The sequence below is a fragment of the Williamsia maris genome (assembly GCF_024171815.1).
GTDB classification, from domain to species: domain Bacteria; phylum Actinomycetota; class Actinomycetes; order Mycobacteriales; family Mycobacteriaceae; genus Williamsia_A; species Williamsia_A maris.
In genome coordinates this window covers 513,991-539,636 of sequence record NZ_JAMTCJ010000001.1, presented here as the reverse complement: position 1 = coordinate 539,636, position 25,646 = coordinate 513,991, and the positions used below count along the sequence as shown (strand labels likewise).

21 protein-coding genes and 1 pseudogene are annotated in these 25,646 nt (G+C 69.5%); 12 read left to right on the top strand and 10 right to left on the bottom strand.

All coding sequences use genetic code 11. The annotated features are described in order from the left end of the window. Positions 1-26 precede the first annotated feature (26 nt). The gene (locus LX13_RS02510; RefSeq protein ID WP_253659720.1) at positions 27-992 is read right to left on the bottom strand and encodes a DMT family transporter; all 966 of its coding nucleotides are present in this window, start codon (positions 990-992) and stop codon (positions 27-29) included. Between the two features lie 128 nt (positions 993-1,120). Between LX13_RS02510 and LX13_RS02505 the strand changes: the two genes are divergently transcribed. Together LX13_RS02505 and cobF are read left to right on the top strand one after the other, a co-directional pair. Further along, positions 1,121-1,972, top strand: a complete 852-nt coding sequence (locus LX13_RS02505) for an SDR family oxidoreductase (protein WP_253659719.1) — start codon at positions 1,121-1,123, stop codon at positions 1,970-1,972. Further along, a complete protein-coding gene (cobF, locus tag LX13_RS02500) occupies positions 1,969-2,751 on the top strand; it encodes a precorrin-6A synthase (deacetylating) (protein ID WP_253659718.1) in 783 nt (260 codons plus the stop codon). Before LX13_RS02505 ends, cobF begins: the two co-directional genes overlap by 4 nt. 31 nt (positions 2,752-2,782) lie before the next feature. Here cobF and LX13_RS02495 read toward each other — a convergent pair whose 3' ends face one another. Continuing rightward, positions 2,783-3,502: an SDR family oxidoreductase gene (locus tag LX13_RS02495; protein WP_253659717.1), complete on the bottom strand. Its 720-nt coding sequence runs from the start codon at positions 3,500-3,502 to the stop codon at positions 2,783-2,785. A gap of 74 nt (positions 3,503-3,576) precedes the next feature. Here LX13_RS02495 and LX13_RS02490 point away from each other — a divergent pair, with 74 nt between their 5' ends. Then, positions 3,577-3,951, top strand: a complete 375-nt coding sequence (locus LX13_RS02490; protein WP_253659716.1) for a MerR family transcriptional regulator — start codon at positions 3,577-3,579, stop codon at positions 3,949-3,951. A gap of 157 nt (positions 3,952-4,108) precedes the next feature. After that, a complete protein-coding gene (locus LX13_RS02485; protein WP_253659715.1) occupies positions 4,109-5,329 on the top strand; it encodes a DUF222 domain-containing protein in 1,221 nt (406 codons plus the stop codon). Positions 5,330-5,424: 95 nt separating this feature from the next. On the opposite strand, the gene LX13_RS02480 is transcribed toward LX13_RS02485, so the two are convergent. Beyond that, on the bottom strand, positions 5,425-6,201 hold the full coding sequence (locus LX13_RS02480; RefSeq protein ID WP_253659714.1) for a 3'(2'),5'-bisphosphate nucleotidase CysQ: 777 nt from the start codon (positions 6,199-6,201) through the stop codon (positions 5,425-5,427). Positions 6,202-6,248: 47 nt separating this feature from the next. Between LX13_RS02480 and LX13_RS02475 the strand changes: the two genes are divergently transcribed. The 4 genes from LX13_RS02475 (at position 6,249) to LX13_RS23375 (ending at position 10,432) form a co-directional block, all read left to right on the top strand. Continuing rightward, positions 6,249-7,145 carry a DNA-formamidopyrimidine glycosylase family protein gene (locus LX13_RS02475; RefSeq protein WP_253659713.1) on the top strand — a complete coding sequence of 299 codons (897 nt, stop codon included), beginning with the start codon at positions 6,249-6,251 and terminating at the stop codon, positions 7,143-7,145. 119 nt (positions 7,146-7,264) lie between these two features. Continuing rightward, positions 7,265-8,410 carry a Ca2+-dependent phosphoinositide-specific phospholipase C gene (locus tag LX13_RS02470; protein WP_253659712.1) on the top strand — a complete coding sequence of 382 codons (1,146 nt, stop codon included), beginning with the start codon at positions 7,265-7,267 and terminating at the stop codon, positions 8,408-8,410. Between the two features lie 34 nt (positions 8,411-8,444). After that, positions 8,445-9,185, top strand: a complete 741-nt coding sequence (locus LX13_RS02465; RefSeq protein WP_308214698.1) for an SDR family oxidoreductase — start codon at positions 8,445-8,447, stop codon at positions 9,183-9,185. A gap of 125 nt (positions 9,186-9,310) precedes the next feature. Continuing rightward, a complete protein-coding gene (locus tag LX13_RS23375) occupies positions 9,311-10,432 on the top strand; it encodes a GGDEF domain-containing protein (protein WP_253659711.1) in 1,122 nt (373 codons plus the stop codon). A 1-nt stretch (position 10,433) separates the two neighbouring features. Here LX13_RS23375 and LX13_RS02455 read toward each other — a convergent pair whose 3' ends face one another. From LX13_RS02455 to pgi, 4 genes are all read right to left on the bottom strand, one after another. Continuing rightward, positions 10,434-11,132 carry a hypothetical protein gene (locus LX13_RS02455; protein ID WP_253659710.1) on the bottom strand — a complete coding sequence of 233 codons (699 nt, stop codon included), beginning with the start codon at positions 11,130-11,132 and terminating at the stop codon, positions 10,434-10,436. A gap of 35 nt (positions 11,133-11,167) precedes the next feature. Further along, entirely contained in the window at positions 11,168-12,112 is a 945-nt protein-coding gene (locus LX13_RS02450; protein ID WP_253659709.1) for a mechanosensitive ion channel family protein, read from the bottom strand. Positions 12,113-12,187: 75 nt separating this feature from the next. Continuing rightward, the gene (locus LX13_RS02445) at positions 12,188-13,516 is read right to left on the bottom strand and encodes a hypothetical protein (protein ID WP_253659708.1); all 1,329 of its coding nucleotides are present in this window, start codon (positions 13,514-13,516) and stop codon (positions 12,188-12,190) included. Between the two features lie 8 nt (positions 13,517-13,524). Further along, on the bottom strand, positions 13,525-15,234 hold the full coding sequence (pgi, locus tag LX13_RS02440) for a glucose-6-phosphate isomerase (RefSeq protein WP_253659707.1): 1,710 nt from the start codon (positions 15,232-15,234) through the stop codon (positions 13,525-13,527). Between the two features lie 152 nt (positions 15,235-15,386). Between pgi and LX13_RS02435 the strand changes: the two genes are divergently transcribed. Together LX13_RS02435 and LX13_RS02430 are read left to right on the top strand one after the other, a co-directional pair. Next, complete coding sequence (locus LX13_RS02435; protein ID WP_253659706.1) at positions 15,387-16,229, top strand: Stf0 family sulfotransferase; 843 nt, start codon at positions 15,387-15,389, stop codon at positions 16,227-16,229. A 7-nt stretch (positions 16,230-16,236) separates the two neighbouring features. Further along, on the top strand, positions 16,237-17,202 hold the full coding sequence (locus LX13_RS02430) for a formylglycine-generating enzyme family protein (protein ID WP_301300464.1): 966 nt from the start codon (positions 16,237-16,239) through the stop codon (positions 17,200-17,202). A 554-nt stretch (positions 17,203-17,756) separates the two neighbouring features. On the opposite strand, the pseudogene LX13_RS02425 reads toward LX13_RS02430, so the two are convergent. Further along, positions 17,757-19,163: pseudogene (locus tag LX13_RS02425) on the bottom strand (sulfatase family protein). Then, the gene (locus LX13_RS02420) at positions 19,160-19,474 is read right to left on the bottom strand and encodes a chorismate mutase (RefSeq protein ID WP_253659705.1); all 315 of its coding nucleotides are present in this window, start codon (positions 19,472-19,474) and stop codon (positions 19,160-19,162) included. The pseudogene LX13_RS02425 and the gene LX13_RS02420 overlap by 4 nt, the downstream one beginning before the upstream one ends. A gap of 78 nt (positions 19,475-19,552) precedes the next feature. Here LX13_RS02420 and LX13_RS02415 point away from each other — a divergent pair, with 78 nt between their 5' ends. Beyond that, the gene (locus tag LX13_RS02415) at positions 19,553-21,454 is read left to right on the top strand and encodes a hypothetical protein (RefSeq protein ID WP_253659704.1); all 1,902 of its coding nucleotides are present in this window, start codon (positions 19,553-19,555) and stop codon (positions 21,452-21,454) included. A 31-nt stretch (positions 21,455-21,485) separates the two neighbouring features. Here LX13_RS02415 and LX13_RS02410 read toward each other — a convergent pair whose 3' ends face one another. Next, the gene (locus LX13_RS02410) at positions 21,486-23,024 is read right to left on the bottom strand and encodes a Tox-REase-5 domain-containing protein (protein WP_253659703.1); all 1,539 of its coding nucleotides are present in this window, start codon (positions 23,022-23,024) and stop codon (positions 21,486-21,488) included. Positions 23,025-23,152: 128 nt separating this feature from the next. Here LX13_RS02410 and LX13_RS02405 point away from each other — a divergent pair, with 128 nt between their 5' ends. After that, positions 23,153-25,636 carry a UvrD-helicase domain-containing protein gene (locus tag LX13_RS02405; protein ID WP_253659702.1) on the top strand — a complete coding sequence of 828 codons (2,484 nt, stop codon included), beginning with the start codon at positions 23,153-23,155 and terminating at the stop codon, positions 25,634-25,636. Positions 25,637-25,646: the final 10 nt, after the last annotated feature.

Below are 25,646 nucleotides of genomic sequence, written 5' to 3'. Positions count from 1 at the left end.
GATGGCGGTCGGGCCCGGCGTCGGCGTCAACCGTCGGCTCCACGTCCGGACGAACTGTAGTGACGATGTGCGATCGGCGCGGCGATGACCTCGCCGACGGCATTGATCTCGTTCTCTTCCGCCGAACGTTGCGCCTCGCCCGATCCGAACAGCGCCACCAGGACGGCGCCGACGATGGCGAGCACGAACCCGGCCACGGCGAGCCATTCGAGTCCGGACACGGTGGTGTCGCCGAGCAGCCACACGCCGAGGATGCCGGGCACCGCGGTCTCGCCGACCACCATGGCGGCGGTTGACCCGTTGACCGCGCCCAGCTGCAGCGCGACGGTGTGCAGGTAGAAGCCGAACGCACCGGCGATGGCGATCGTCCATGCGGCCGGGTCGGTCGCGATGGTGCCGACCGAGAACGGGTGCAGGCCACCGAGCACCCGGACGGCCATGGCGATGGCACCGAACAGCAGACCGGCGGCCATGCCCGCCGCGATCGACCCCGCGCGACCCATCCGACGCACGGCCAGAAGCGAGATGACGATGATGGCGAGGGTCGCGGCGAGGAGACCGGACCGGAAGGTGAAACTCGCTTGCGTCGCGCCGTGACTGTGCGAGGCCGTACCCAACAGGCACAGGGACACGATGACGAGCGCCATGGCGGCCCAGTCGCGGGGGTGTAGCCGGATGCCGAGGGCGAACATCCCCAGGATGGCGGTGATCACCAGGTTGCCGGCGACGATGGTCTGCGAGAGGAACAGCGGCAGCATGCGGGCCGCGCCCGCACCGGCGGCGAAACCGAGGACGTCCATGACCGCGCCGACGATGAACACCCCGGTGAGCGCCGCGGCCATCGTCGACTTGAGTGTGGGACCGCCCGATTCGGTGGTCCATCCGTCACCGGTGGACTGTGCGGCGGCCTGGCGCGCGCCCAGGGCCTGCATCACCGACGACAGTCCGTAACCGAGTGCGGCGAGGACGGCGAGACCGATCCCGATCAGCATCGCGCACCTTCTTCCCCACCGAAACGAACAACCGCACCGAGCATGTCCAACCCTGAGGATCTCCTGATAATTCCTGTGATCGCCACTTCTTTTCGGGTGGGGATCAGCGGGCCCCTACAGTGATCGGCGTGAGCGCATCGGGAGCATCGCCCAACCGTCGGACGGATCGATCGAGGACGGTCCTGGTGACCGGGGCCTCCAGCGGCATCGGTGCCGCGGTCGCGGAGAAGTTCGTGGCCCGCGGGCACACGGTCATCGGGACGAGCCGTCACCCCGATCGCATCGCTGCGGAGGACCGCATCACCGGCGTGCGCTACATCGCGCTCGAGCAGACCGACGCCGCCGGCATCGAGCGGTGCGCTCGCGAGGCCGGCGACGTCGACATCCTGATCAACAACGCGGGCGCGAGCCTGATGGGCTCGCTCGAGGACACGCCGATGTCGGCGATCGAGGAGTTGTTCGCCACGAACGTCTTCGGGCCCATCGCGCTGACCAAGGCCCTACTGCCCGGCATGCGGTCACGGCAGTACGGCGTGGTGGTGATGGTGGGGTCGATGCTGTCGAGCTTCCCGATCGCGTTCCGTTCCACCTACTCCGCGGCCAAGAGCGCGATGAAGGGTTTCGCGGACGCGTCGCGTCGCGAGCTCGCGCCGTTCGGCATCGCGATGCTCACCGTCGAACCGGGGACCATCGCCACCGGCATCGGGGACCGCCGCAGCTACCACCTGGCCGACGACTCGCCCTACCGCGAGGACTACGCCAAGGTCGCCGCGGCCACGCGTCGCAACGAGCAGCGTGGTCTCGACGTCGGCCCGATCGCCGAGCTGATCGTCACCGCGGCGCTGTCGTCGAACCCGAAGCCGCTGTACGCGTTGGGCAACCGCGCGCCCGTGGTGTTCGCGCTGCGACGCGTCCTGCCGCGAGCGGTGATGCTCGACGTCACCGCCCGGTTCCACGGACTGCGTCGCGCCCGCCCATGACGACCACGCCCGACCGTGCGACCACCCGCACCCTGCGCATAATCGGCATCGGGCCGGGCGATCCGCGTCAGGTCACCATCGAGGCCATCGACGCGATGCGCGGTGTCGACACCTTCTTCGTCCTCGACAAGGGCGCGACCAAGGAGTCGTTGGTCGCCGTCCGCGAACAGATCTGCGACCGACACCTGGGTGCGGGGAACTACCGGTTCGTCGAGATCGAGGACCCGCCGCGCGACCGGAATCCCACCGACTACGACGCCGAGGTGCGGCGCTGGCACGACACCCGCGCCACCCGCATCGAGGCGGCCCTCACCGATGAACTGTCCGACGACGGTGTCGGGGGGATCCTGGTGTGGGGCGACCCGGGCCTCTACGACAGCACCCTGCGCATCGCCGACGCGATCGTCGACCGCGGTCGGCTGCCGCTGGCCGTCGAGGTGGTCGCCGGGGTCACGAGTGCGTCGGCGCTGACCGCCGCACACCGGATCCTGATGAACCGCATCGGCGAACCGATCCTCATCACCACCGGCCGTCGCCTCGGCGAGACACCGTCGGGCGTGGACAGCAACCAGATCGTCATGCTCGACGCCGACTGCACCTTCCGCCACACCGCAGACCCGGGCGACTTCATCTGGTGGGGCGCCTATCTCGGCACACCCGACGAGATCCTGCTCAGCGGCACGGTCGGTGAGGTGGGGGAGCAGATCGCGACGACGCGGGCACAGGCCCGTGCGCGGCACGGCTGGATCATGGACATCTACCTGGTCCGTAAGCCCTGATCGTCGCCGCTCACCGCGCCGGGTCCGGGCCTCACCGGGCTCGCGCGGCCGCCAGGTCGGGATAGCGGATCGCGACCGGGGACGCCAGGTTCTCCTTGGTCGTCCGGGAGTCGTCGTCGACGAACACCTCGTCGGCGCCCTCGGCAACGGCGGTGAGGATCGCCGCGGCCACGTCGGCGGGATCGTTCTTGAACACGTCCCATCCCGACATCATGTCGGTGTCGGTGGAGGCGAGGAACGCGGTGAGCACCTGGGTCCCCTGCCCCGCCAGTTCCAGCCGGATGCCGTCGTTCGCCGACCACGCGGCGGCCTTGGACGCGGCGTACGAGCCGGCCCCCTCGAACGCGGTCATCGCCAACACGGAGGCGACGGTGACCACCGCGCCGCCGCCGGCACGCGCGAGCGCCGGGGCGAAAGCGCGGGTCACGAGAAGCGGGCCCCAGAAGTTGGTCTCCATCTCCAGCCGCATCTTCTCGAGGTCGCCGGTCAGCAACTGCTGCCGCGCAGCGACACCCGCGTTGTTCACGATCACGGACACGTCGGTGGCCTTCTCGGACGCCGCGGCGACGGATGCGGGGTCGGTGACGTCGAGGGCCAGGCCCACGACGCGGTCGTCGTCCACGGGCGGGCGGCCGGATCGGGAGGTGGCGTAGACCCGTCGGGCTCCGGCGTCGAGTGCGGCGTGGACGAGTGCGGCGCCGATTCCGCGGTTGGCTCCGGTGATCAGGATTGTCGAGTTCTGTAGGTTCATGGCTCGAGCGTAGGATCTGACATCGATGTGAGGTTCAAGTCCTCAGGCTGTGATCTAGATAACAGGGAGTCGGAATGCGGATCGGTGAATTGTCCACGCGCACCGGATCGTCGGTGCGGTCACTGCGGTACTACGAGGAGCGCGGCCTGATCGCCTCACGTCGGACCGGTGGCGGGCATCGCGAGTTCGACACCGTGGCGCAGCAGCGGGTGGAGACCATTCGCTGTCTCCTCGACGCCGGTGTCCCGACACGCGACATCGAGGAGATGCTGCCGTGCGTGCACACCGGTGTCACCACGCCCACGACGATGGACCGGTTGTCCGACGCACACCGGCGACTGACGCAACAGATCGACGAGCTGCTCGTGACGCGCAGCCACCTCGAGGCCGTCATGGACGACGTGCGCGCGAACATCGAGGCGAACGGTGATCAGCAGTTGGCCGGCTGACCCGAGTGCGGAGGAAATCGGCGCGTGGCTCGGGCGTCCGCGACGGACGCACCTGTGGACGTTCCATGATCTGTGGATAATCTGAATCCGCTGTAGTTCAACAACATTCACCGTATTCAACCGTTGCGCTTCGTTCGAACATGTGTACGATGGAGTCATGAGTCGGGGGACGCTGATCGAGATCGCCAACGAGTTGGTCGATCAATACAGTTGCAGGAACACAGTTGTCGACGATGTCGATGAGAAGATCGTCGAGGCGATCCGAGGTGCTGTTGCGTTGCGGGCGGTGGCTGATGATGTGTTGGCGCGGTTGACGGCGCAGGCCGAGCGCGTCGGTACCGCGAAGCGGTCGGGCATGTCGTTGCGGGAGTTGTTGTGTGCCAACGGTCTGGCTCCCGCTGTCGCGTCCAGGTTGATCCGGCTCGGGCGGGCGATCCAGGTGTTACCGCGGTTGGCGCGCCACAGTCGCAACGGGTCGGTGTCGGCTGAGCACCTCGATGCTGTAGCTCGCGGTGTGGACCATGTCGTGCGGCGGACCGGAGAGTCTGTCGACTCTGAGGCGATCGCCGCGCTGGAGGGCAGTTTGATCGGCCACGCGGTCGCCGGGACCGCGCCCGCGGAGATCGTCGAGCGGGCACGCGCAGTCGCGATCGACGTGACCGTGGACAACCCCGGCGACGGTGGCGATGCGGACCGCGTACCCCCGGCTGAGGACTCGACACTCAACGAATTGGACTGGCGGGCCGGTGATGACGGACGACTCCGGGGGACCTTCGAGCTCGACGCACTGACCGGCGAACGCCTGATCACCGCACTCGACACCGCATCGCGCCCACGACCTGAGCCCGACGGCTCCGACGACCTTCGGCCCGCCACTCGCCGCCGCGCGGACGCATTCGCGCAGCTACTGGAAGTCGGCTCTCGCGGACTGGCTCCCGATGCGCTGTCGGGGCCGCCGCGCACCGAGATCCTGGTGACCATCCCCGTCGAGGTCGACACCACCACCCTCACCGCCGGCACTGCGTCGCTGACGTGGATGGGGCCGATCACGCAACTGTCCGCGAAACTCCTCTCGTGCGACGCACGGCTGGCCGGCGTCGGCCTCGACCTCAACGGAGCACCGGTCTCCGTTGCCGCGCCCGAACCACGCCTGTTCACCGGGGCCGCCCGCAAAGTCGTCCTCCTGCGGGACCGCGGCTGCATCAAATGCGGAGCACCCGCCTCCTGGTGCGACGTCCACCACGCCGGCTGGGAGATCGTCATGGGCGCCGACCGACACCCCTGGCTCATCCCACCCGCCACCGTCGACCCACAACGACGACCGCTGCCGAGCTACAACCGACGAACCATGCGACTCGACGACCCCATCGCCGCCTGAACCCCAGAGCCGCAACCCAGACCACCCGAATACGTGCACCCGCCCCGGCGGGACCGCATCAGCACCTTGACAACTTCACAGTGTGAGTCGCCACCTCAGAACACGAAGGCGAGCATCTCGATGATGTCGGCGGCGAGTTCGGGGCGGCAGATCAGGAAGTCCGACATGTACGAGCTGCGCTGGTTGTAGATCAGGGGTGAACCATCGATACGACTGCAGTGCAGACCGGCGGCCAGTGCGACACCGACCGGCGCGCAGTTGTCCCACTCGTACTGCCCGGTCGCGTGCACGTATACGTCGGCGTCGCCACGGACCACCTCCATGGCCTTCGCGCCGGCGGAACCGACCGAGTACGCGCTGAGCGACAGGCGATTCGCCACCAACGCCGCCTCGTACGAGCCGCCGTACCGCGACGTCACCAGCCGGCCCGACGGTGTCGCCGGTGCGACGACGGTGTCGGTGCGGAACACCTCCCCGGTCGCCGGCAACGACACCGCGCAGTCGGCGGGCTCGCCGTCGACCGTCAGCGCCACGTGCACCGCCCAGTCGTCGCGGCCGGCGGCGTATTCGCGGGTCCCGTCGAGCGGGTCGATGATCCAGACGCGCGAGGACCCCAGCCGGTCGCGGGAGTCGGGCGCCTCCTCCGACAGCACCGCGTCGGCGGGTCGGTGCGTCCGCAGCACCGACGCGATCCAGGCCTGCGCGACGCCGTCGCCGACGTCGCCGAGCAGGCGACCGTGCAGCAGCGACTCGTGACGCGCCGCCACCAGGATGCGGCCGGCCCCCTCGGCGATCTGGGCGGCGAGCTCGGCATCGGAGAGACCGCCCGGCGACGAGGCACCCTCGATCGGCTCACGACGCGCAGGACCCATTGATCAATCCCTTTCCGCGTGCGAGGTACTAGAGCAGACTAGAGCCCATGCCGGAGTTGCCCGAGGTACAGGCCATCGCCGACTACGTCGACGGACGTGCGGCGGGGTTGCCGATCCGTCGCGTGGACGTCGCGTCGCTGGCGGTGCTCAAGACCGCCGACCCGCCGTACTCGGCGCTGGCCGGGCGGGTCGTCGTCGGGGTCACCCGCATCGGCAAGTACCTGGTGATCAGCACCGATCCCGCCGACGGGCCACCGACCGACGGCACGGTCGACGTGATCCACCTGGTCATCCATCTCTCACGCGCGGGCTGGTTGCGCTGGTCGTCGAACCTGTCGCCGACGCCGCCGCGGCCTGGCGGCAAGGGGCCCATCGCGCTGCGGGTGCACTGCGGTCTGCCTGGCGAGGGCTTCGACGTCACCGAGGCGGGCACCCAGAAACGGCTCGCCGTCTGGATCGTGCGCGACACGATGGAGGTCGAACGCATCGCGACGCTCGGACCCGACGTGATGACGTTGACGCGCGACGAATTCGGCGGGGTGCTGAAGGGGACCTCGGCGCGCATCAAGACCGTCCTCACCGACCAGCGGACCATCAGTGGGATCGGCAACGCCTACAGCGACGAGATCCTGCACACCGCCAAACTGTCGCCGTTCGCGTCGGCGAAGGCATTGACCGACGAGCAGGTCGACCTGCTGTTCGTCTCCATGCACGGCGTCCTGACCGACGCCACCGTCCGCCTCGAGGGGCAGGAGGTGGCGACGATGAAGGGGGAGAAGCGATCGGGTCTACGGGTGCACGCGCGCACCGGCATGCCGTGCCCGGTGTGCGGCGACACCGTCCGCGAGGTCTCGTTCACCGACCGGTCCTTCCAGTACTGCCCGACGTGCCAGACCGGCGGCAAGATCCTCGCCGACCGTCGGATGTCGAAGCTGTTGAAGTGAACACCGTCCGACCCGGAGGTCGCCGTACGACCAACAAGGTTCGCAAAGGTCACTAACTTGTCAGGCGCGCGCCGCGTCGATGATCCCGTCACCTCATGTGCGGGCGTCGAGATGGACGGGTGCCTGCCATCAGACGTCGTGCCGTCCTGCTCCTGGTCTCCGCCCTGCTCGGTACCGGCCTCGCCGCGACCACCGGTCCGGCCGTCGCGCGTGATCTCCCGCCGGTCACCGACGCCCTGCGGCTGAACCAGATCCAGTTCATCGGCACGCACAACAGCTATCACCAGATGCCCGCCACCGATGAGCTCCCGACGTCGCTGGCGGGGTCGTCCGCCGACGGGTTCCGCTACCAGCACGCGAGCCTCACCGACCAGCTCGGCGACCAGCGGATCCGCGCCGTGGAGCTCGACCTCGATCCCGATCCGACCGGCGGCCGCTACCGATACCCGCTGGTACGCAGACTCGCCGGGCACGGCCCGCTCACCGACCCCGAGTACGGCCGCCCGGGGATCAAGGTGCTGCACAGCGCCGACGTCGACTACCGGACCAGCTGCATCAGCCTGCGCCGCTGCCTGGGTGAGATCCGTGCGTTCTCCGACTCGCACCCCCGACACACCCCGATCCTGATCCAGCTCGAGCTCAAGTCGACCGACGCGACCGCCCGACGCCTCGGCGGGGTCGACGTCCCCGCATGGGACCGCACGCAGCTCACCGAACTCGACCGGGAGATCGCCGAGACGTTTCGACCCCAGGACCTGATCACCCCCGACTCGATCCGGCAGCCGGGCCGAACGGTCGAACAGTCGGTCCGGGCCGGTGGGTGGCCGACGCTGGGCAGCGCGCGCGGGCGGGTCATGTTCTTCTTCGACAACGCGTCGAGCGAGCCGGGAGCCCCGTCGCGGTTACGGGCGGAGTACCTGCGCCTGCACCCGGGACTGCGGACGGCGCCGGTGTTCACCCGCGGCGCGGTCGGTCAGCCGGACGCGGCCGTCACCATGGTCAACGACCCGCGCGGGCCACACCTCGACGAGATCCGCCGGTTGGTGGCGGCGGGGTATCTGGTGCGGACACGTGCCGACGAGCCGATGTCGACGGTGAAGAACGACGAGCACAGTCGGGTCGCGGTGGCACTGGCCTCGGGTGCCCAGGACGTCACCACCGACTTCCCGGTCCCCGGCGTGGCGTCGCGGTGGGGCGACGGCACCTTCGTCGCGCAACTCCCCGGTACCGGCGTCGTGCGGTCGAACCCGATCAGCGCGCGGTGAACCCACGTCGGATGGCCCCGGTAGATTCACCGACGTGACGAGATCGAGAATCCTGATCAGCGGTGCGAGCTCCGGACTGGGCGAGGGGATGGCCCGGGCCTTCGCGGACAAGGGACGGTCACTCGCGCTCTGTGCCCGACGGGCCGACCGGCTCGACGCGCTCGCCGACGAGCTACGCCCGACGGCCGCCCAGGTGGCGACCGCCGCGCTCGACGTCACCGACACCGCCGCGGTGCCCACCGTCTTCCGCGCGTTGCACGACGAACTCGGCGGGCTCGACCGGGTCGTCGTCAACGCCGGCCTCGGCAAGGGTGCCCCGCTGGGCACCGGCCGCGCCGACGCGAACATCGAGACCATCACCACCAACCTCATCGGGGCGCTCGCCCAGATCGAGGCGGCCATGGAGATCTTCCGGGCGCAGGAGCACGGGCATCTGGTGCTGATCAGCTCGATGAGCGCGGTCCGCGGACTCCCGAAGGCCCAGGCGGCGTACTCGGCGTCGAAGGCAGGGCTCTCGGCGCTCGGCGAGGGGCTGCAGGCAGAACTGGCCTCGTCACCGATCACGGTCAGCGTCATCCTGCCCGGCTACATCCAGACCGACATCAACGCCGGTGTGAAGACCGCCCTGATGACGAGTCAGGCCAAGGGCGTCGCAGCCCTGGTGTCGGCCATCGAACGCGAACCCGCGCGTGCCGTCGTCCCCACCTGGCCGTGGATCGGTATCGACGCGGCGCTGCGTCATCTGCCCGCATCGCTGGCGCGTCGTCTGGTCTGAGCCCGGTCAGCGGGGCGACAGTGTATTTTTGTGGCACATCACTGCAGTTCGTGCAGCCTGTGGGGGGTGGGGCCTCCGCCGGGACAGAGGGGGAGTGACTCGCGATCAGCCGTTCGGAGCCGGGCGTGATCCGTTTCGGGGTGGGACTGGCCCAGCTGGGGTGGGCCCTCTCGCACTGGTGGAACCGTCAGGACCAGTTCGACTGGTTCGGCAGCTATCTCGCCGACCGGCAATTGGTCGAGCCGACCCGGGTCCTGCTCGCGATCTCCGCCGGGACGGTCACGCTCGTCCCGGTCGTCACCCTCATCGACGCCACCACCCGGCCCGAGACCGGCTACGTCGTCGCCGCGGTCGTCGCCTCGATCCTGGGTATCGCGTTGTCGATGATGTGGCTGTTCCTGCCGTGGCCGTCGGTGAGCCGTTCGCGCTGGTGGGTGGTCGTCTCCGACGTCGCCATCGCGCTCGGGTGTCTGGCGCAGGAGGAACGGATCGGCGGACTCAACGGTTGCGCGCTGTTCGGACTCGTCGGCGGGTACATCGCCTTCTTCCACGGGGCGAGGATGCTCACCGCACACATCGCGTTCACCTTGGTCGTCGCCGGGACGTTGTCGGGTTTGATGCTCGGCGACGACCAGGGGACCGTGTCGAGCGTGGCCATCGCGGTGATCCAGGCCGTCCTCGTCGGCATCGCCATCCCGATCGCGACGCAGTTCATGCTCGAGGTGCTCGCCTCGGACGCCGCGGCGTCGGAGGTCGACACGCTGACCGGCGTCCTCAACCGCCGCGGCCTGGAGCGGGCACTCGAGCGCATCAGCACGATGGACCGGCAGAACTCCCACGGGCTCGCGGTGTTGGTGGCCGACCTCGACAACTTCAAGGAGATCAACGACCAGTACGGGCACCGTTACGGCGACCGTGTGCTGGCCGAGATCGCCGCCAGGCTCCGCGTCGCGGTCGGGGCGAGCGGGGTCGTCGCACGCATCGGCGGCGACGAGTTCGTGGTGGCCGACAGTTTGCGCTGGACCGAACCGACCCGGCTGGCCAACCATGTACTGCACACCATCTCCGCGGTCAGCGACCCACCGGTCACCGCCAGCGTCGGGGTGGTGCACTTCTCCGGCCGGATCCCCGGCCGTCAGTCGGTGATGTCGACGGTGTTGTTCACCGACCTCGCCGACGCCGCGATGTACGAGGCGAAACGCTCGGGCGGCAACACCGTCCGGACCCGCTCACACCACTACAGCTGACTCAGCTGGTGGGTGCGGGCGCCGGCGCCGAGGACGACGCGACCGGTGCGGGTGACCCGTCCGACCAGACCACCGGGGCGGCCTTGTAGTCGAACTCGGGATCGGTGGTGGTCTGCGCCCAGTAGACGACGCGGGTGAGGTCGGTGTCCGGGTCGGCGACCGCGACGAAACACGTCGCATACGAGTTGCCGCGGCCCAGGTCCTTCGGTGCGGTGGCGGCGACGCACTTGCCGAAGCCGTCCGGCGGTGTCTCGGTCAACGTCGCGGTGCGACCGTCCGCGCTGCCTGCCAACCCGACGGTCGACGGGACGTCGAGCTGCCGCGTCCCCAGCTGGGTGACCGTGACGTGGACGTAGAACGGGACGCCACCGTGGGTCACCGACTCCGGTAGCTCCCCGGCCACGCCCGGCTCGATCCCGGTGACGGTGAACATCGCGAGCTGGCCGTTGGGGCGGAACGCGTCGGCGGGCAGGAATGCGCTCTCGCCGAACTTCAGCGCGGTGGCGGCCGCGGTCCGCTGGGCCGGTCCGGTGGGTGCGACCACCGCCGCCGACACCGGCACCGACGTGCTCGGCCGGGCCGAGGTCGTCGGGTCCGAGGACCCCGAACCTGATGTGCACGCCGCCGCCAGTGCGGTCACCGCGAGCACCGTCGCGACCAGCGCGGTCCGGGAGGTGGCCGCTCTCACCGTCATCGTCATGGGAGCAGCGTAAGCGGTCACCGCCCGGTGTCGGGTTATTCGGCCCCGCCGGGTCCGCCCACGCCGACCGCCCCGGCCAATGCGGGCATGACGATCCCGTTGGAGTCGTAGGCCTCGAGGACCTTCTTGCGGACCACTCGCGCGACCGCCCACTGGGCGTTCGGCTGGGTCTTGATCAGCATCCGCAGCGTGATCATCGACGCGGACACCTCCTGCACGCCGAGCATCTCGGGTTCTCCGAGCACCGACGTCGAGGTCGGGGCGGTCGAGACCGCATCCTGGGCCGCGGTGAGCGCGACGCGCTGGGCCTGGTCGATGTCGGTGTTGGGCGCGACCGGGATCTCGACCCGCGCGACGGCGTAGTCCTGGCTCATGTTGCCGACCCGGATGATCTCGCCGTTGCGGACGTACCAGACGGTCCCGTCGACGTCGCGGATCGTGGTGACCCGCAGCCCGACGCTTTCGACCTCACCGGACGCCTCACCGAGGTCGACCATGTCACCGACGCCGTACTGGTCCTCGAGCAGCATGAACACCCCGGACACGAAATCCTTGACGAGGTTCTGGGCGCCGAAACCGATCGCGAGGCCGACGAGTCCGGCCGAGGCGATGAACGGCGCGATGTTGACGCCCAACACGCTCAGGATCGAGAGCACGACCCACAGCAGCAGGACGATCGACACGCAGGACTTCAGGACCGATCCGATGGTCTCGGCGCGTTGCTGCCGTCGTTCGATGACCTTCGGGTCGCGCAGCGCCTTGGGCGTGCGGTCGCGTAGGTGACGGATCAACGCCGGTGACGCGCCCGGGTCGTCGGTCCCGGCGCTGACCGGTCGGCGGGTCGCCCGGTCGATCACCCGGTGCAGGAAGAAGCGGACCACCAGGCCCGCGACGACATAGGCGACGATGCGGATCGGGTTCTCTATCAGCCACATTCGGTTTGTTTCGGTCCATTCGAAGGCGAGTGCGGTCGAGGTCATCTGCCCGACGATACGGATTTCGTCTGTGATGTCGAGCCGAGACCGAGGCCCACCGCCCGCGATGCGTGGCGTGTCTCACCAGATGGTGGCGGTCAGTCCCCGGTGAGCCAGAGCGCTGCGCGCCAGGTCAGCGGGGGACCGTCCGGAGGGGTCGGTCCTGGCGACCAGCGACAGCACGACACGTCCGCAGTTGCGGGCCGACCAGATGCCGAGCAGCGTCGACGACTGCGCCGCCCCCGCGTCGTCGGATCGTGGATAGGCCGAGCGCACGGCCAGTCCGCGCGACCGATGACCGGCGAGTTCGTCGAAGCCGGTACCGAGGTCACCCAACGGCGACACCAGCGCGTCGCGACCTCCGGGATCGGGCACCAGCGCGTGCGCGAGACGGTCACCGAGCAGCTGCAGGAGTTCGGCGGGCATGCCGCCGGGCGGGCCGAGCCCGCGACCCGATCCGGCACGGGCGTAGGCGGCCCGCAGGTCGGCGGCACAGGTCGCCGGGTCGGCGCCCACGTCGACGGCGACCTCGGCCACGGTCAGGCCTTGACCGGATCCGTCGGCCATCGGTACGACGGTGTCGACACGTCCCGGCCCGCGCAGTTCCCCGACGATGTCCGCGGCGAGTGCCGCGACCACGGCCGTCGAGGTCGCCCCGGTGTCGGTGAGGTAGCGATCCCACTCGGCCGCGTCGACATCGACCACGGCGGTCGCCTGCCGACCGGTCCGCATCGCCGTGGTGGCCGACGGGGTGGTGCTGGACGGGGTGGCGGGACGCGCCGGGTCGGGTCGGAGCGCGCCGATCAGCTCGGCGCGCACCCGCGGATCGACGCACCCGCGCAGGAGCGCGCGCAGGATGCCGGTGATCACGTGGACCCACAGCCACACGGCGTCGGCGATGTCGTCGGACAGACGCGGCGCTCTGGTCGTGACGGGACGCTGCCGTCTCGGCGCCGGGCGTGCGGGCCCGCCGGAGGCGGTGTCGGCCTCCGACACCAACCCCAGCCCATCGGAGACCAGGTGCGAACAGGTCAGACTCACCACCGACCCGCCGCCCTCGACGTGCGTCAGCGCGAGGTCCCAGGCCGGACCGGTGTCGACGTCGAGGCGTGCCTCGGCGTGCTCGTCGGACCACGCCACGATCCCGTCCGCGGCGATCGGGGTGGGGTCGAATCGCAGGGGGGCGACCACCGCGCCGTCGACGAAGTACCGACGTGCCCACGGCACCCGGGGGGAGATGACCCGACGGGTGAGGGGACTCGCGGCAAGCATCGTGTGGAAATCGACCAGTTCAGCGGGCTCGAGGCGGTCGTCGAACCGCCACATGCCCTGCATGACCACCTCGACCCCGCGACCGTGATGGCCGCGGTAGAACATGTCGTCGACCACCGACAACCGGGCAGGCGTCATGAGGGGTGTTACGCGTCGCGTCCGCGCTGCTCCCGGTACCAGCGGACCAGCGCGTCGGTCGACGAGTCGTCCTGCGGGGCGGGTGCGGCCGCGTCGACGATGACGGCGAGCAGTTCCTTGGCTTGGGTCTTGCCCAGCTCGACGCCCCACTGGTCGAAGGAGTTGATGCCCCAGATGGCACCCTCGACGAACACCTGGTGTTCGTATAGCGCGATCAGCTGGCCGAGCACGGACGGGGTCAGCTCCGGGGCGAGGATCGACGTCGACGGACGGTTGCCGGGCATCACCTTGTGCGCCACCACATGCGGGTCGACGCCCTCGTCGGCGATCTCGTCGGCGGTCTTGCCGAACGCGAGCACCTTGGTCTGTGCGAAGAAGTTGCTCATCAGCAGGTCGTGCATCGACCCCGAACCGTCGGCGTCCACCGGCAGGTCGTCGGTGGGCGATCCGAACCCGATGAAGTCGGCGGGCACGAGGCGCGTGCCCTGGTGCAGCAGCTGATAGAAGGCGTGCTGGCCGTTGGTGCCCGGCTCGCCCCAGTAGATGGCGCCGGTGTCGGTGGTGACGTGGTGACCGGCCGAGTCCACCGACTTGCCGTTGGACTCCATGGTCAGTTGCTGCAGGTAGGCGGCGAAGCGGGCCATGTCGTTGGAGTACGGCAGCACGACGCGCGACTGGGCGCCCCAGAAGTTGTTGTACCAGAGCCCGATCAGACCGAGGATGACCGGTGCGTTCTGATGCAGCGGCGCCGAGCGGAAGTGCTTGTCCATCACGTTGAACCCGTGCAGGAACTCGCCGAACGCCTCCTTGCCGATCGCCGCCATCACCGACAGCCCGATGGCGGAGTCGACCGAGTAGCGTCCGCCGACCCAGTCCCAGAAGCCGAACATGTTGTCGGTGTCGATGCCGAAGGCGGAGACCTTCTCGGCGTTGGTGCTCACTGCGACGAAGTGCTTGGCCACCGCGGGGTTGTTCGAGTCGGTGGCGTCGATGCCGAGTTCGCGGAGCAGCCAGCTACGGGCCGCGGTCGCGTTGGTGAGGGTCTCCAGGGTGGAGAACGTCTTCGACGCGATGATGAACAGCGTGGTCTCGGCGTCGAGGTCAGCGAGGGTGCCGACGAGATCGGCCGGATCGACGTTGGACACGAAGCGACAGTGGATGTCGGTGTCGACGTAATGGCGCAGCGCCTGGTAGACCATCGCCGGGCCCAGATCCGAGCCACCGATACCGATGTTGACGACGGTGCGGATCGCCTTGCCGGTGTGCCCCTTCCACTCGCCGCTGCGCAGCGAGTCGGTGAAGGTGCCCATCGCGTCGAGCACGCCGTGCACGTCGGCGGCGACGTCCTGGCCGTCGACCTTCAGCGTCGCCTCGGCGGGCAGGCGCAGCGCGGTGTGCAGGACGGCGCGGTCCTCGGAGGTGTTGATGTGCTCGCCCCAGAACATCGCGTCGCGCTTGCCCTCGAGGTCGACCTCGCGGGCCAGCGAGAGCAGCAGGTCGATGGTCTCGCGCAGCACGCGGTGCTTGGAGTAGTCGATGTGCAGGTCGCCGACGTCGATGACGAGGTCGCGGCCGCGCTTGGGGTCGACGGCGAAGACCTCGCGCAGGTGCATCGCGTAGACGTGACCCTGGTGAGCCGACAGTTCCTGCCAGGCATGGGTGCCGGTGATGTCGGTCGCGGCGTGGTTGTCGTGGCCGTGCTCGGTGTCGCTGGTCATGGATGGACCCTTCGTGAAGCGCGTGCGGCTCGTGGCTGTCGCTTTCAACACTAGTGGGCCGGTCCCGGCGCGAGGGCGGCGAGTTCGAACCACGCTGCGCAGTACCGCCTGCCGAGACGAACACACCGACGCAGAGTCCATATATTGGGCGCATGACCGCTGTGAACCAGGCCTATCTGGTGTGCGCGAGCCAACGCAGCGGCAGCACCCTGCTGGTGGCGTCGCTGGCCGCGACCGGGGTCGCGGGTCGTCCGGCCGAGTATTTCGAGGACCTGCCCGACACCGGTCTGCCGCCCCAGTCGCAGGACTGGTTCTCCGACTACGCCGGCCCCGATCCCGATGGTGTGCGCGCACTGCTGCACCCGGCGGTCGCGGGCCGTCCCGACGAGCGGTCGGCGCAGCGGTGGCGCGACGACATACTGGACGCGGGTACGACACCCAACGGTGTGTGGGGCGGCAAGCTGATGTGGAACCAGACCCCGCTGTTGATCGAGCACGCGAGCGGACTCGACGCCAACGGTGGCCTGCGCACCGCCATCCGGGCCCTGCTCGGCGTCGAACCGACCTACATTCTGGTCAATCGCGATGACGTGGCCGAACAGGCGGTGTCGATGTGGCGTGCGGTCCAGACCCAGACGTGGGTCGACGACCCGTCCGGTGGCAGTCCGACGGTGACCGCCGGCGCCGATCGGGACGACGCCGCGCGGTATCACGCCGGCGCGATCGCCCATCTCGCCGCGGAACTGGCTGCGCAGCAACAGGCCTGGGACCGCTGGTTCCGCGACGAGGCCATCGATCCGATCCGTGTCGAGTTCGCCGAGCTGGTACGGGCGCCGCAGGCGACGACCGCCTCGGTGCTCACCGCGTTGGGTCTCGATCCGGATCTGGCGCCGCCTCCGCCGCTCAAACGTCAGGGCGACGGGCGGTCGGCGGAATGGGTGCGGCGGTACCGGGCCGATGCCGAGGCCTACGGCTACCCCCTGACCCGGAACTGACCCCGCGATGAGCGACGCGTGTTGCATGCCCGGACGCGGGTCGCTGCCGCCGGACGATGTCGGCGCGGCGACCGGTCGCGGGGTCGACACGGGTCGTCTCCACAAGGTCGACCAACGTCCTGTCGCCGCCGGCACGTTCGTCATGGGCGACGCACACGGCGATGGCCTGCGCGCCGACGGCGAGTTGCCCTTGCACGTCGTTGAATTGAGCGGTTTCGTCATCGACGAGACCGCGGTGACCACCACGGACTTCGCCGCGTTCGTTGATGCCACCGGGTATCGCACGTCGGCCGAACGGGCAGGGACCTCCGCGGTGTTCGGTGCCCTGGTGGCCGATGACTCGACCGTGGTCGGACGTGCGCCCACCGCCCCGTGGTGGGTCGAGGTGCGCGGCGCGGACTGGGCGCACCCGGAGGGCCCCGGTTCCGACATCGCCACGCGTGCCGATCATCCGGTGGTGCACGTGTCGTTCGTCGACGCGCAGGCCTACTGCGACTGGGCGGGGCGGTCGCTGCCGACCGAGGCGCAGTGGGAGTACGCCGCGCGCGGCGGTCTGCACGGGGCACGGTTCCCGTGGGGCGACGAGCTCGTCGATGCGTCCGGCGTCCGGCGGTGTGCCATCTACGCTCCCGACCTCTGGGGCGCACCGTTCCCGGCCGAACAGGGGATCGGTGTCGGGGTCATCCCGACCATGCCGGTCCGATCGTTCGCGCCCAACGGTTTCGGGTTGTGGCAGACGGTCGGCAACGTGTGGGAGTGGTGTGCCGATCGCTACGATCCGCGGTACTACCGCCACTCACCGCGCCAGGATCCGACCGGCCCCGACCGCGGGGCGTCCCGCGTGCTGCGGGGAGGGTCGTACCTGTGCGACGACTCGTACTGCTCGAGATACCGAGTGGCGGCACGCTCCCACAACACGGTCGAATCATCCTCAGGCAACACAGGTTTTCGCACAGTCGCCCGGTCACGCTGACCCCTTCAACAGCGCAACCCACGCGCTGACTGTGTGGAAAGCGCCATCGAGTGTGCTTGAAGCGTGGCGTGAGTTCTGTTGCAAACAACGCACACTCGATGCGTGCTTTCCGCACTGTCGGCGGCTTTCGTCTGGTGTGGTGGCGGTCCTAAAGCCGCCGACGGTGCGGAACCGTGTCATCGAGTGTGCGTTGTTTGTGGGTGAGCCGTGCGTCAGGTGGTGAGCACACTCGATGCCCCGTTTCCACACAGTCGGCACCCTCGGGCTGACTGGGTGGAAAGCGCCATCGAGTGTGCTGGCGGCGCGGCGTGAGTTGTGTTGTGAACAGAGCGCACACTCGATGCGTGCTTTCCGCACTGTCGGCGGCTTTCGACGTGCGTGGTGGTGGACTTGAGGACGCCGACGGTGCGGAACCGTGTCATCGAGTGTGCGTTGTTTTTGGGGTGAGGTCACCTCGGGTGGTGAGCACACTCGATAACCCGTTTCCACACAGTCGGCATGTGGTTACGCGCAACCCATGGCGCCAGTGGGTGTTGTCGACGCAGTCGGCACCGTCAGTTGTCGGTGCTGTGCTCTCGGAGCTCGCGTTGTTCGCCTCGAGGGCGGCGTGAGGGCAGTGACCTCTGGTCCTGGCGCGCCGGATCGGTTCACAACTGCTGGTGATGACGCGCCATGAACTCGTGGGCGATCCGGTTGCCGACCTCCTCGGCGGGCAGATCGTCACCGGTGTCGGTGCGCCACCGGTGCAACCGATCCGACAGATCGGCCACGATCTCGGCGTACGCGGCATCCTCGGCGAGGTTCGTCCGCTCGTAGGGGTCGGTGTCGAGATCGTAGAGTTCGCGCTCGGCCCGCGGGAAGTCCTGCGAACCGTCCAGCGCGCGCGCAGAGGGGCTGTCCAGGATGTCGAGCGGCAGGCTCAGCGCGGGCCGGCGGGCGTAGTTCTCGATGTAGCTGTAGCGAGTGGTCCGCACGGCCCGGATCGGGTCGAAATTGTCGTGATAGGTCTTCTCGGTGAACAACTCCGCGCGTACCGGCGCGGCGTCGGCGGCGATGAGCTCGTCGGCGTGGGAGAACCCCTCCATCGCCTCGGGAACGTCGACACCGAGCAGGTCGAGGAGCGTCGGGGTGACGTCGACGCCGCTGAACAGATCGTCGTACTCACGGGGCGCGACACCACGTCCGGCGGGTGGCCGGATGATGCACGCGACGCCCGTGCCCTCCTGGTACAGCGTGGATTTCGCACGCGGGAAGGCCACCCCGTGGTCGGTGATGAACACGATCCACGTCGAGTCGTCGAGTCCCAGTTCGTGCACGGTCGCGAGCAGACGTCCAACCGCGGCGTCGGCCTTGGTGATCGACCCCTGGAGGCCGGCGATGTCCTCGCGCACCGGCCACGCGTCCGGCAGGAACCCGGGGACGGTCACCGACTCCGGATCGTCCGGCTGGTAGTCCGAGGCAGGGTAGGGCCGGTGGGTCTCGAAGAAGCCCGCGGTCAGCAAAAACGGGCGGTCATCGGTGCGATCCCGTAGCCAGCGCTGCGACTGCTCGACGACGTGGTCGCACAACGAGTCCGAGACGTCGAACTCCTCGAACCCGAGACGGTACGGGTCACTGCTCTCGTGCTGCATCCCGAACAGCGCGGTCTGCCAACCGGATTCGGTCAGGAGCTGCGGCAGTGTGCGCACGTCGTCGTGGTACTCGAAACCGTGGTGGGCCAGGCCGACCAGACCGTTCGAATGCGGGTAGCGGCCACTGAACAACGCACCGCGCGCCGGTGAGCACAGCGGGGCGGCGGCGTGGGCGTCGGTGAGTCGGATGCCCTGCGCGGCGAGCGCGTCGAGGTGCGGGCTCGTGACACCCTGCGCGCCGTAACAGGCCAGGTGCCTGCCGAGGTCGTGCCAGTGGACTAACACGACGTTCTCGCGTCGGGGTGCCCGGGCATCGTCCGACGAGGTCATCGACCGAGTGGTCCGCGGCCCAGTCGGAGCAGGAGCATCGCGAGGGTGTGGCCCTCCTGGCCGAGTTCGGAGAAGCGCTGCAGGACCTTCATCTCGCGGCTGTGGACCAGGCGCGGTCCGCCAGAGGCCATCCGCGTGCGCCCCACCTTCTTCGACACTGCGGTGCGCCGTTTGATGGCGCCGAGGATGATCGCGTCGAGCCGATCGATCTCGCTGCGGAGATCGTCGATCTCGTCCGGGAGGTCGTCGACCTCGGACGACAGGTTGTACTGGCTCAGGTCGATCGGCTGATCGGCGTCGGGGTGCTCCACCCGGCCGATCTTGCCATGACCGGGGCTACGTGCCGGTCACCATGTCGAACACCGCGCGCGAACTGGTACTACTGGGCCATGGCGCTTTCCACCGCACTCCTGCGGTCGGCTCCCGGCACCGACGTCCCCGACACCGACGCCGCCGGTCCGGCGGGGTGGTCGCGACGTCGCAGGATCGGTGTCGCGGTGGCGGTCCTGATCGTCGCCCAGCTGGCGCTCCGGACCTGGGTGGCCGCCCGCGGCGACTTCTACTGGGACGACCTCGTCCTCATCGGACGGGCCGGTTCCGACCCCATCGGCTCGTGGGCGTTCCTGGGTCACAACCACGACGGTCACTTCATGCCCGCGGCGTTCGCGGTCGCCGGCATCGCGACCGTCCTCGCGCCGCTGAGCTGGCCGGTGGCCGCGGCGACATTGCTCGTCGGCCAACTCATCGCCTCGGTGGCGGTCGCGCGGATGCTGCTGGTCGTCACCGGAGCGCGGGTCGCGACGCTCGCGGCCCTGGCCTTCTATCTCTTCACCCCGCTGACCGTGCCGTCGTTCGCGTGGTGGGCGTCGGGGCTGAACACGCTGCCGCTGCAGGCGGCGATGGCGTGGGTCGTGGCCGACGCGATCCTGCTGGTGCGCGGACCGCTCGACCCCGACCGGCCGACCACCCGTCCCCGCACGATCGTCATCCGTTCTGCGATCGTCTGCGCTGTCGCGTTGGCCTTCTTCGAGAAGTCGGCACTGATCCTGCCGATCGCGTTCGCCGCGGCGATCCTCTGCGTCCGCCTCACCCAGCTCGCGCGGCGGCCCGACGAACCCACGCGCGCCCTACCCGAGGTGCTGCGCCGCGGGAAGGCGCTGTGGTTGTCGCTGCTGGGGGTGACGGCGGTGTGGGCGGTGATCTTCGGTGTCGTCGCCCGACCGGGCGCCGGCGAACACTCCCTCGGTCAGGCAGCCCGGCTGACGTGGCGGGCCATCGACAGCGGCGTCGTCCCCGGCATCGTGGGCGGGCCGTGGACGTGGGATCGCTGGATCCCCAGTCCGCCGTTCGCGGTTCCCGCGCCCGGCTGGATCGTCCTCGGTTGGATCGTGGTCGTCGGACTCGTCGGAACCGCACTGTGGTCGCGACGTGGTGCGGGCGCGATCGTCGTGGTCGCGATCGGATACGTGGTGCTCGCGCAGGCCCTGGTCAGCTGGAATCGCAGCAGCACCGACACCGCCCTCGAGCTCTCGCAGACGCTGCGCTACCTCCCCGACGCCGCAGTCGTGCTCGCTCTCGCGGCCGCCCTCGTCATGTCGGCGCCGTCTCGGGACCGCGAGCGGTTCCGACGCGTGTTCGCCCGGCGCCCGGTACGGATCGGGGTCGCCGCCGGGATGGTCGCGGTGACGGCCAGTGCGGTGGTGTCCACGGTCGTGTTCACCGACCGCTGGCACGAGGGTCCGACGGCGTCGTACCTGGCCAACGCGCGCTCCGCGCTGGCGGCCAACGCCGACACCCCGATGTTCGACCAGGCGGTGCCGCTCGAGGTGCTGCTCCCCGTCGCCTATCCGAACAACCTGATCAGCCAGGTCTTCGCGCGGCTGCCGCAACGACCGCGGTTCGGCGACTGGACCGACCGGCTGCAGGTCCTCAGCCCGACGGGCACGATGACGCCCGGAGCAGTGACCCGCACGCGATCGTTCGCGGGTGGATCCGGCGCGTGCGACCGCCCCGAGATCACCGCACGTACCGCCCTGCCGCTCGACGGCCCGCTCATCGGATGGCGGTGGACGGTGCAGATCCCGTACTGCGCGACATCGGACGGCACCGTCGAGGTCAGCGTCGGCAACGGGGCGCCGGTGACCGCCCCCGTGCGCTCCGGTCTGCATCCGCTCTGGGTCCAGGCGTCCGGCACCGGCACCGACATCGTCGTCCGACCACTCACCGCCGGACTCGCGCTGCACGTCGCGGCCGGCCAGGTGGGCCAGGTGTTCGACCCCGCCTTGTTCTGACCCGCCTTGTTCTGACCCCGGCGGTCGGATGTCAGCCGGCCGCCGGGACGGTCACGACCTCGATGCCGGTGATCTCGTTGGCGCCCAGTGCGGCGGTGGTCGCCGCCGCGGCGTCCTTCTCGGCGAACACCCACCGCACCGGAGTCGATCCGGCTGCGGACTTCTGTGCGCGCGCCTGGGTCAGCAGCTGCTGATAGCCGGGCCACGTCGACTCGAGCGCTCCACCGGAGTCGAGGTGTTCCGAATACCCGGGGCCCCGCGTCACCAGCAGCACCCCGTCGTCGGCGCGGCCGTCGAACGACTGGTCGCCGACCTCGTAGACGACGGTCGAGGGCAGTCCGGTGATCTGGGTCCCGTACCGGGCCGCGGCGGCGTTGGTCTTGACCCCGGCGCGTCGGAACCTCCCGGTGGCCGTGGCGGTCGACATCGCGCGCCCGGCCGTCACGCGGTCGGTGATCGTCGCGGGCGGGGTCTCGGCGAACACGGCGGCCGAGAACTTGCCGCGGACCGCGAACGGGCCGTTGGGCCGGGGCAACGCGGTCACCGAGCAGCGGAACCGTGCGGTCCCGGAGCGTCCGAGGGTGACGGTCCGGACGCACGGGCGACCGACCGCCCGGCCCCGTGACTCGAAGCCGACCGTCGCGGTGGCGACGATGCTCAGTGAGCCGATCGGGTCCGTGGCGGTCGCCACGATCGAGACGTCGGCGTCGCAGGTGGGGGGCGTGCAGGCTCCGGGGGCCGGACGCGCGGTGCTGCGCGACAACGACAACGCGGTTCCCGGCGCGATCGACCGAGCGAGCTCACCCGACTGCGCCGACAGGTCGCGGTAGAGCGCATCCGCGGCCGACGCGTCGCGGGCGACGACACGGACATCGGCGACGACCGGTGTCTGCGTCGTCCCGGCGGTGACGGCGCCGATTCGACCCCGCACACCCACGAGCCCGGTACCGGCGTCGTCGGTGCTGACGGTGGTGTCCCCGCTGACAAGGGTGGCGTCCGCGGTCCGGCGCACCACCGGATCGGTGATGGCAGGCGAGCGGGCGTCCGGGGTGGCGTCGGAGCCGTTCGGCGCGCCACGCTGCTCACCGCTCAGCGTCGCGGCGAGCCGCGCGGGGGTCAGCAGGCCGGCGAGGTCGGGGAAGCGGGTGAGGTCCAGATGCGCCCAGTCCGTGGACCTCGGGACCGTCGTGGCCGCGTCGCCGAGCACCCCACGCCAGAACTTCTCCCCGCCGCGGGCGATGGCGCTCGACCCCACCTGGCGGTAGTCGGCAGTGGTGTCGGCGACGCTGATCGTGCCCGCGGCGTCGCCGGCGGCCGAGACGACGAGGCCGTCCAGACCGATCCGCAGGTCCCCGGCGGTCACGGTCCCGTTGTAACCGGCGGCGTTGGCGACTGCGAACGGCCCGGTCGACCGGTCCAGCGCACGGGTGGCGGCGAAGGCGGAACTCGACTCGGCCGACCCCGACGTGTGGTCGGGCAGCGCGATCACGACGACGAGGGCGACCAGCGCGACGACGGCGGCCGCGGTGAACGCGACCGGCCTGGCGTACCTGCGGTCGATGGTCCTCATGGCTCCTGCCCCCGGCGACGAGTCCACCGGCAACCCCGACCGGCAGATCGCGGCAAATCGTACCCGGGACCGACGACACACAGAGCGCACAGGTCGGTGTCCGACAACCGGAGTAACGTCGAACACCGATGAAAACCCCCACCTCCGCGGACCAGACCGCGCTGCCGATCGCCCACCGCCCGGGCTCGTCCGGTGACGCCGGGAGCGAGCAGATCAGCGCCCGCGCCCAGGAACTGCTCGACGGCCTGAACCCGCCGCAGCGTCGTGCCGTGATGCACACCGGTGGGCCGTTGCTGATCGTCGCCGGCGCCGGTTCCGGCAAGACGGCCGTGCTGACACGTCGGATCGCCTACCTGTTGGCGCAGCGCGACGTCTCGCCCGGTGAGGTCCTCGCGATCACCTTCACCAACAAGGCCGCCGCCGAGATGCGCGAACGCGTCATCGACCTGGTGGGGCCACGCGCGAACCGGATGTGGGTCTCGACGTTCCACTCGACCTGTGTGCGCATCCTGCGGGCTCAGGCCGGACTCATCGCCAGCCGCAACTCGAACTTCTCCATCTACGACGCCGACGACTCGAAACGCCTGCTGGCCATGATCGTCCGTGATCTCGACCTCGACCCGAAGAAGTTCAGCCCCCGCGGTGCGGGCATCCACATCTCGAACCTGAAGAACGAGCTCATCACGCCGGAGACGGCGATGGCCCAGGCGTCCGAGGCCGACGACGACACCTCGACCACGCTCGCCGACATCTACACCCAGTACCAACGTCGGCTGAGTTCGGCGAACGCGTTCGACTTCGATGACCTCATCGGTGAGACCGTGGCGCTGCTGCAGGCCCACCCGGAGATCGCCGAGTACTACCGCCGCCGGTTCCGGCACGTCCTCGTCGACGAGTACCAGGACACCAACCACGCCCAGTACGTCCTCGTGCGCGAACTGGTGGGCACCGGCGAGGGCGGCGTGAGCCCGTCGGAGCTGTGTGTGGTCGGTGACGCCGACCAGTCGATCTATGCGTTCCGCGGTGCGACCATCCGCAACATCGAGGAGTTCGAGCGCGACTTCCCGAACACCGAAACCGTGCTGCTGGAGCAGAATTACCGCTCCACCCAGACCATCCTGTCGGCGGCGAACGCGGTCATCGCCCGCAACACCAACCGGCGCGAGAAGAAACTGTGGACCGACGCCGGCGACGGCGAGCTCATCGTCGGATACGTCGCCGACAACGAGCACGAGGAGGCGTCGTTCATCGCCGGGGAGATCGATTCCCTCAGCGACACCGGCGAGTTCAACTATTCCGACGTCGCCGTGTTCTATCGGACCAACACCGGATCGCGATCGCTCGAGGAGATCTTCATCCGGCTCGGCATCGCCTACAAGGTCGTCGGCGGCGTGCGCTTCTACGAGCGCAAGGAGGTCCGCGACATCGTCGCCTACCTGCGCGTGGTCGCCAACCCGGACGACACGGTGAGCCTGCGACGCATCCTGAACACCCCGCGACGGGGGATCGGGGATCGCGCACAGGCCTGTGTCGCAGTGCATTCGGAGAACTCCGGCCTCAGTTTCTACGAGTCGCTCCTCGACGCCGCCGCGGGCAAGGTGCCGCTGCTGCAGACACGGGCCAACAAACAGATCGCCGGGTTCATCGACCTCATCGAGAACCTGCGCGCGGACTTCCTCACCGTCTTCGGTGCCTCGGACGGTCCTGACTCCGACGTCGCCTCGGTCGACGCGGGCAACGAGGCGGCCGACATCGGTGAGCTCGTCGAGGCCATCGCGCACCGTTCGGGCTACCGCGACGAGCTCGAGGCGTCGAGCGACCCTCAGGACGGCGCACGCCTGGACAACGTCAACGAGTTGATCTCGGTGGCAAGGGAATTCAGCGCCGACGCGGCCGGCATTCCCGAAGAGGACCGTCCCGACCCGGAGGACGGTCTGCCCGAGCCGGGGTCGCTCGCGGCGTTCCTCGAGCGGGTGTCCCTCGTCGCCGACGCCGACCAGGTCCCCGACAGCACGGCCGGTCTGGTGACCATGATGACGCTGCACACCGCGAAGGGACTCGAGTTCCCGGTCGTGTTCGTCACCGGCTGGGAGGACGGCCAGTTCCCGCATCTGCGCTCACTGGGTGACCCGCAGGAGCTCAGCGAGGAACGACGGTTGGCCTACGTGGGGATCACCCGCGCGCGCAAGCGGCTCTACCTCACCCGGTCGATGGTCCGCTCGGCGTGGGGTCAGCCGGTGTCGAACCCGGAATCGCGCTTCTTGCAGGAGATCCCGCAGCACCTCATCGACTGGCGGCGCACCGAGCCGCGTCGTCGTGAGCGGTCGTTCGGCAGTTCGGGTGGGTTCTTCGGTGCCGGGTCGTACCGGTCGGACGACGGCGGCGGAGAGTCGCAGCGCGGGCGTAGCTCGTACTCGGCCAGCCCCACCCGTGGGCGCAACAGTCAGGTGTCGGTGGCGGTGGGCGATCGGGTCAACCACGCCAAATACGGGATGGGCAAGGTCGTCGCGAAGGAGGGGTCCGGCGCGACCGAGCGCGTGACGTTCGACTTCGGCAGCGGCGGACGGATCACCCTGATGTCGCTGGGCGGCCTGCCGATCGAGAAGCTCTAGCGGGGGAGTA

Coding starts and splice junctions, on each gene's coding strand:
- LX13_RS02510 (WP_253659720.1), bottom strand. CDS start 992: ATGCTGATCGGGATCGGTCTCGCCGTCCTCGCCGCACTCGGTTACGGA.
- cobF (WP_253659718.1), top strand. CDS start 1,969: ATGACGACCACGCCCGACCGTGCGACCACCCGCACCCTGCGCATAATC.
- LX13_RS02495 (WP_253659717.1), bottom strand. CDS start 3,502: ATGAACCTACAGAACTCGACAATCCTGATCACCGGAGCCAACCGCGGA.
- LX13_RS02490 (WP_253659716.1), top strand. CDS start 3,577: ATGCGGATCGGTGAATTGTCCACGCGCACCGGATCGTCGGTGCGGTCA.
- LX13_RS02485 (WP_253659715.1), top strand. CDS start 4,109: ATGAGTCGGGGGACGCTGATCGAGATCGCCAACGAGTTGGTCGATCAA.
- LX13_RS02480 (WP_253659714.1), bottom strand. CDS start 6,201: ATGGGTCCTGCGCGTCGTGAGCCGATCGAGGGTGCCTCGTCGCCGGGC.
- LX13_RS02475 (WP_253659713.1), top strand. CDS start 6,249: ATGCCGGAGTTGCCCGAGGTACAGGCCATCGCCGACTACGTCGACGGA.
- LX13_RS02455 (WP_253659710.1), bottom strand. CDS start 11,132: ATGACGATGACGGTGAGAGCGGCCACCTCCCGGACCGCGCTGGTCGCG.
- LX13_RS02450 (WP_253659709.1), bottom strand. CDS start 12,112: ATGACCTCGACCGCACTCGCCTTCGAATGGACCGAAACAAACCGAATG.
- LX13_RS02445 (WP_253659708.1), bottom strand. CDS start 13,516: ATGACGCCTGCCCGGTTGTCGGTGGTCGACGACATGTTCTACCGCGGC.
- pgi (WP_253659707.1), bottom strand. CDS start 15,234: ATGACCAGCGACACCGAGCACGGCCACGACAACCACGCCGCGACCGAC.
- LX13_RS02435 (WP_253659706.1), top strand. CDS start 15,387: ATGACCGCTGTGAACCAGGCCTATCTGGTGTGCGCGAGCCAACGCAGC.
- LX13_RS02430 (WP_301300464.1), top strand. CDS start 16,237: ATGAGCGACGCGTGTTGCATGCCCGGACGCGGGTCGCTGCCGCCGGAC.
- LX13_RS02415 (WP_253659704.1), top strand. CDS start 19,553: ATGGCGCTTTCCACCGCACTCCTGCGGTCGGCTCCCGGCACCGACGTC.
- LX13_RS02410 (WP_253659703.1), bottom strand. CDS start 23,024: ATGAGGACCATCGACCGCAGGTACGCCAGGCCGGTCGCGTTCACCGCG.
- LX13_RS02405 (WP_253659702.1), top strand. CDS start 23,153: ATGAAAACCCCCACCTCCGCGGACCAGACCGCGCTGCCGATCGCCCAC.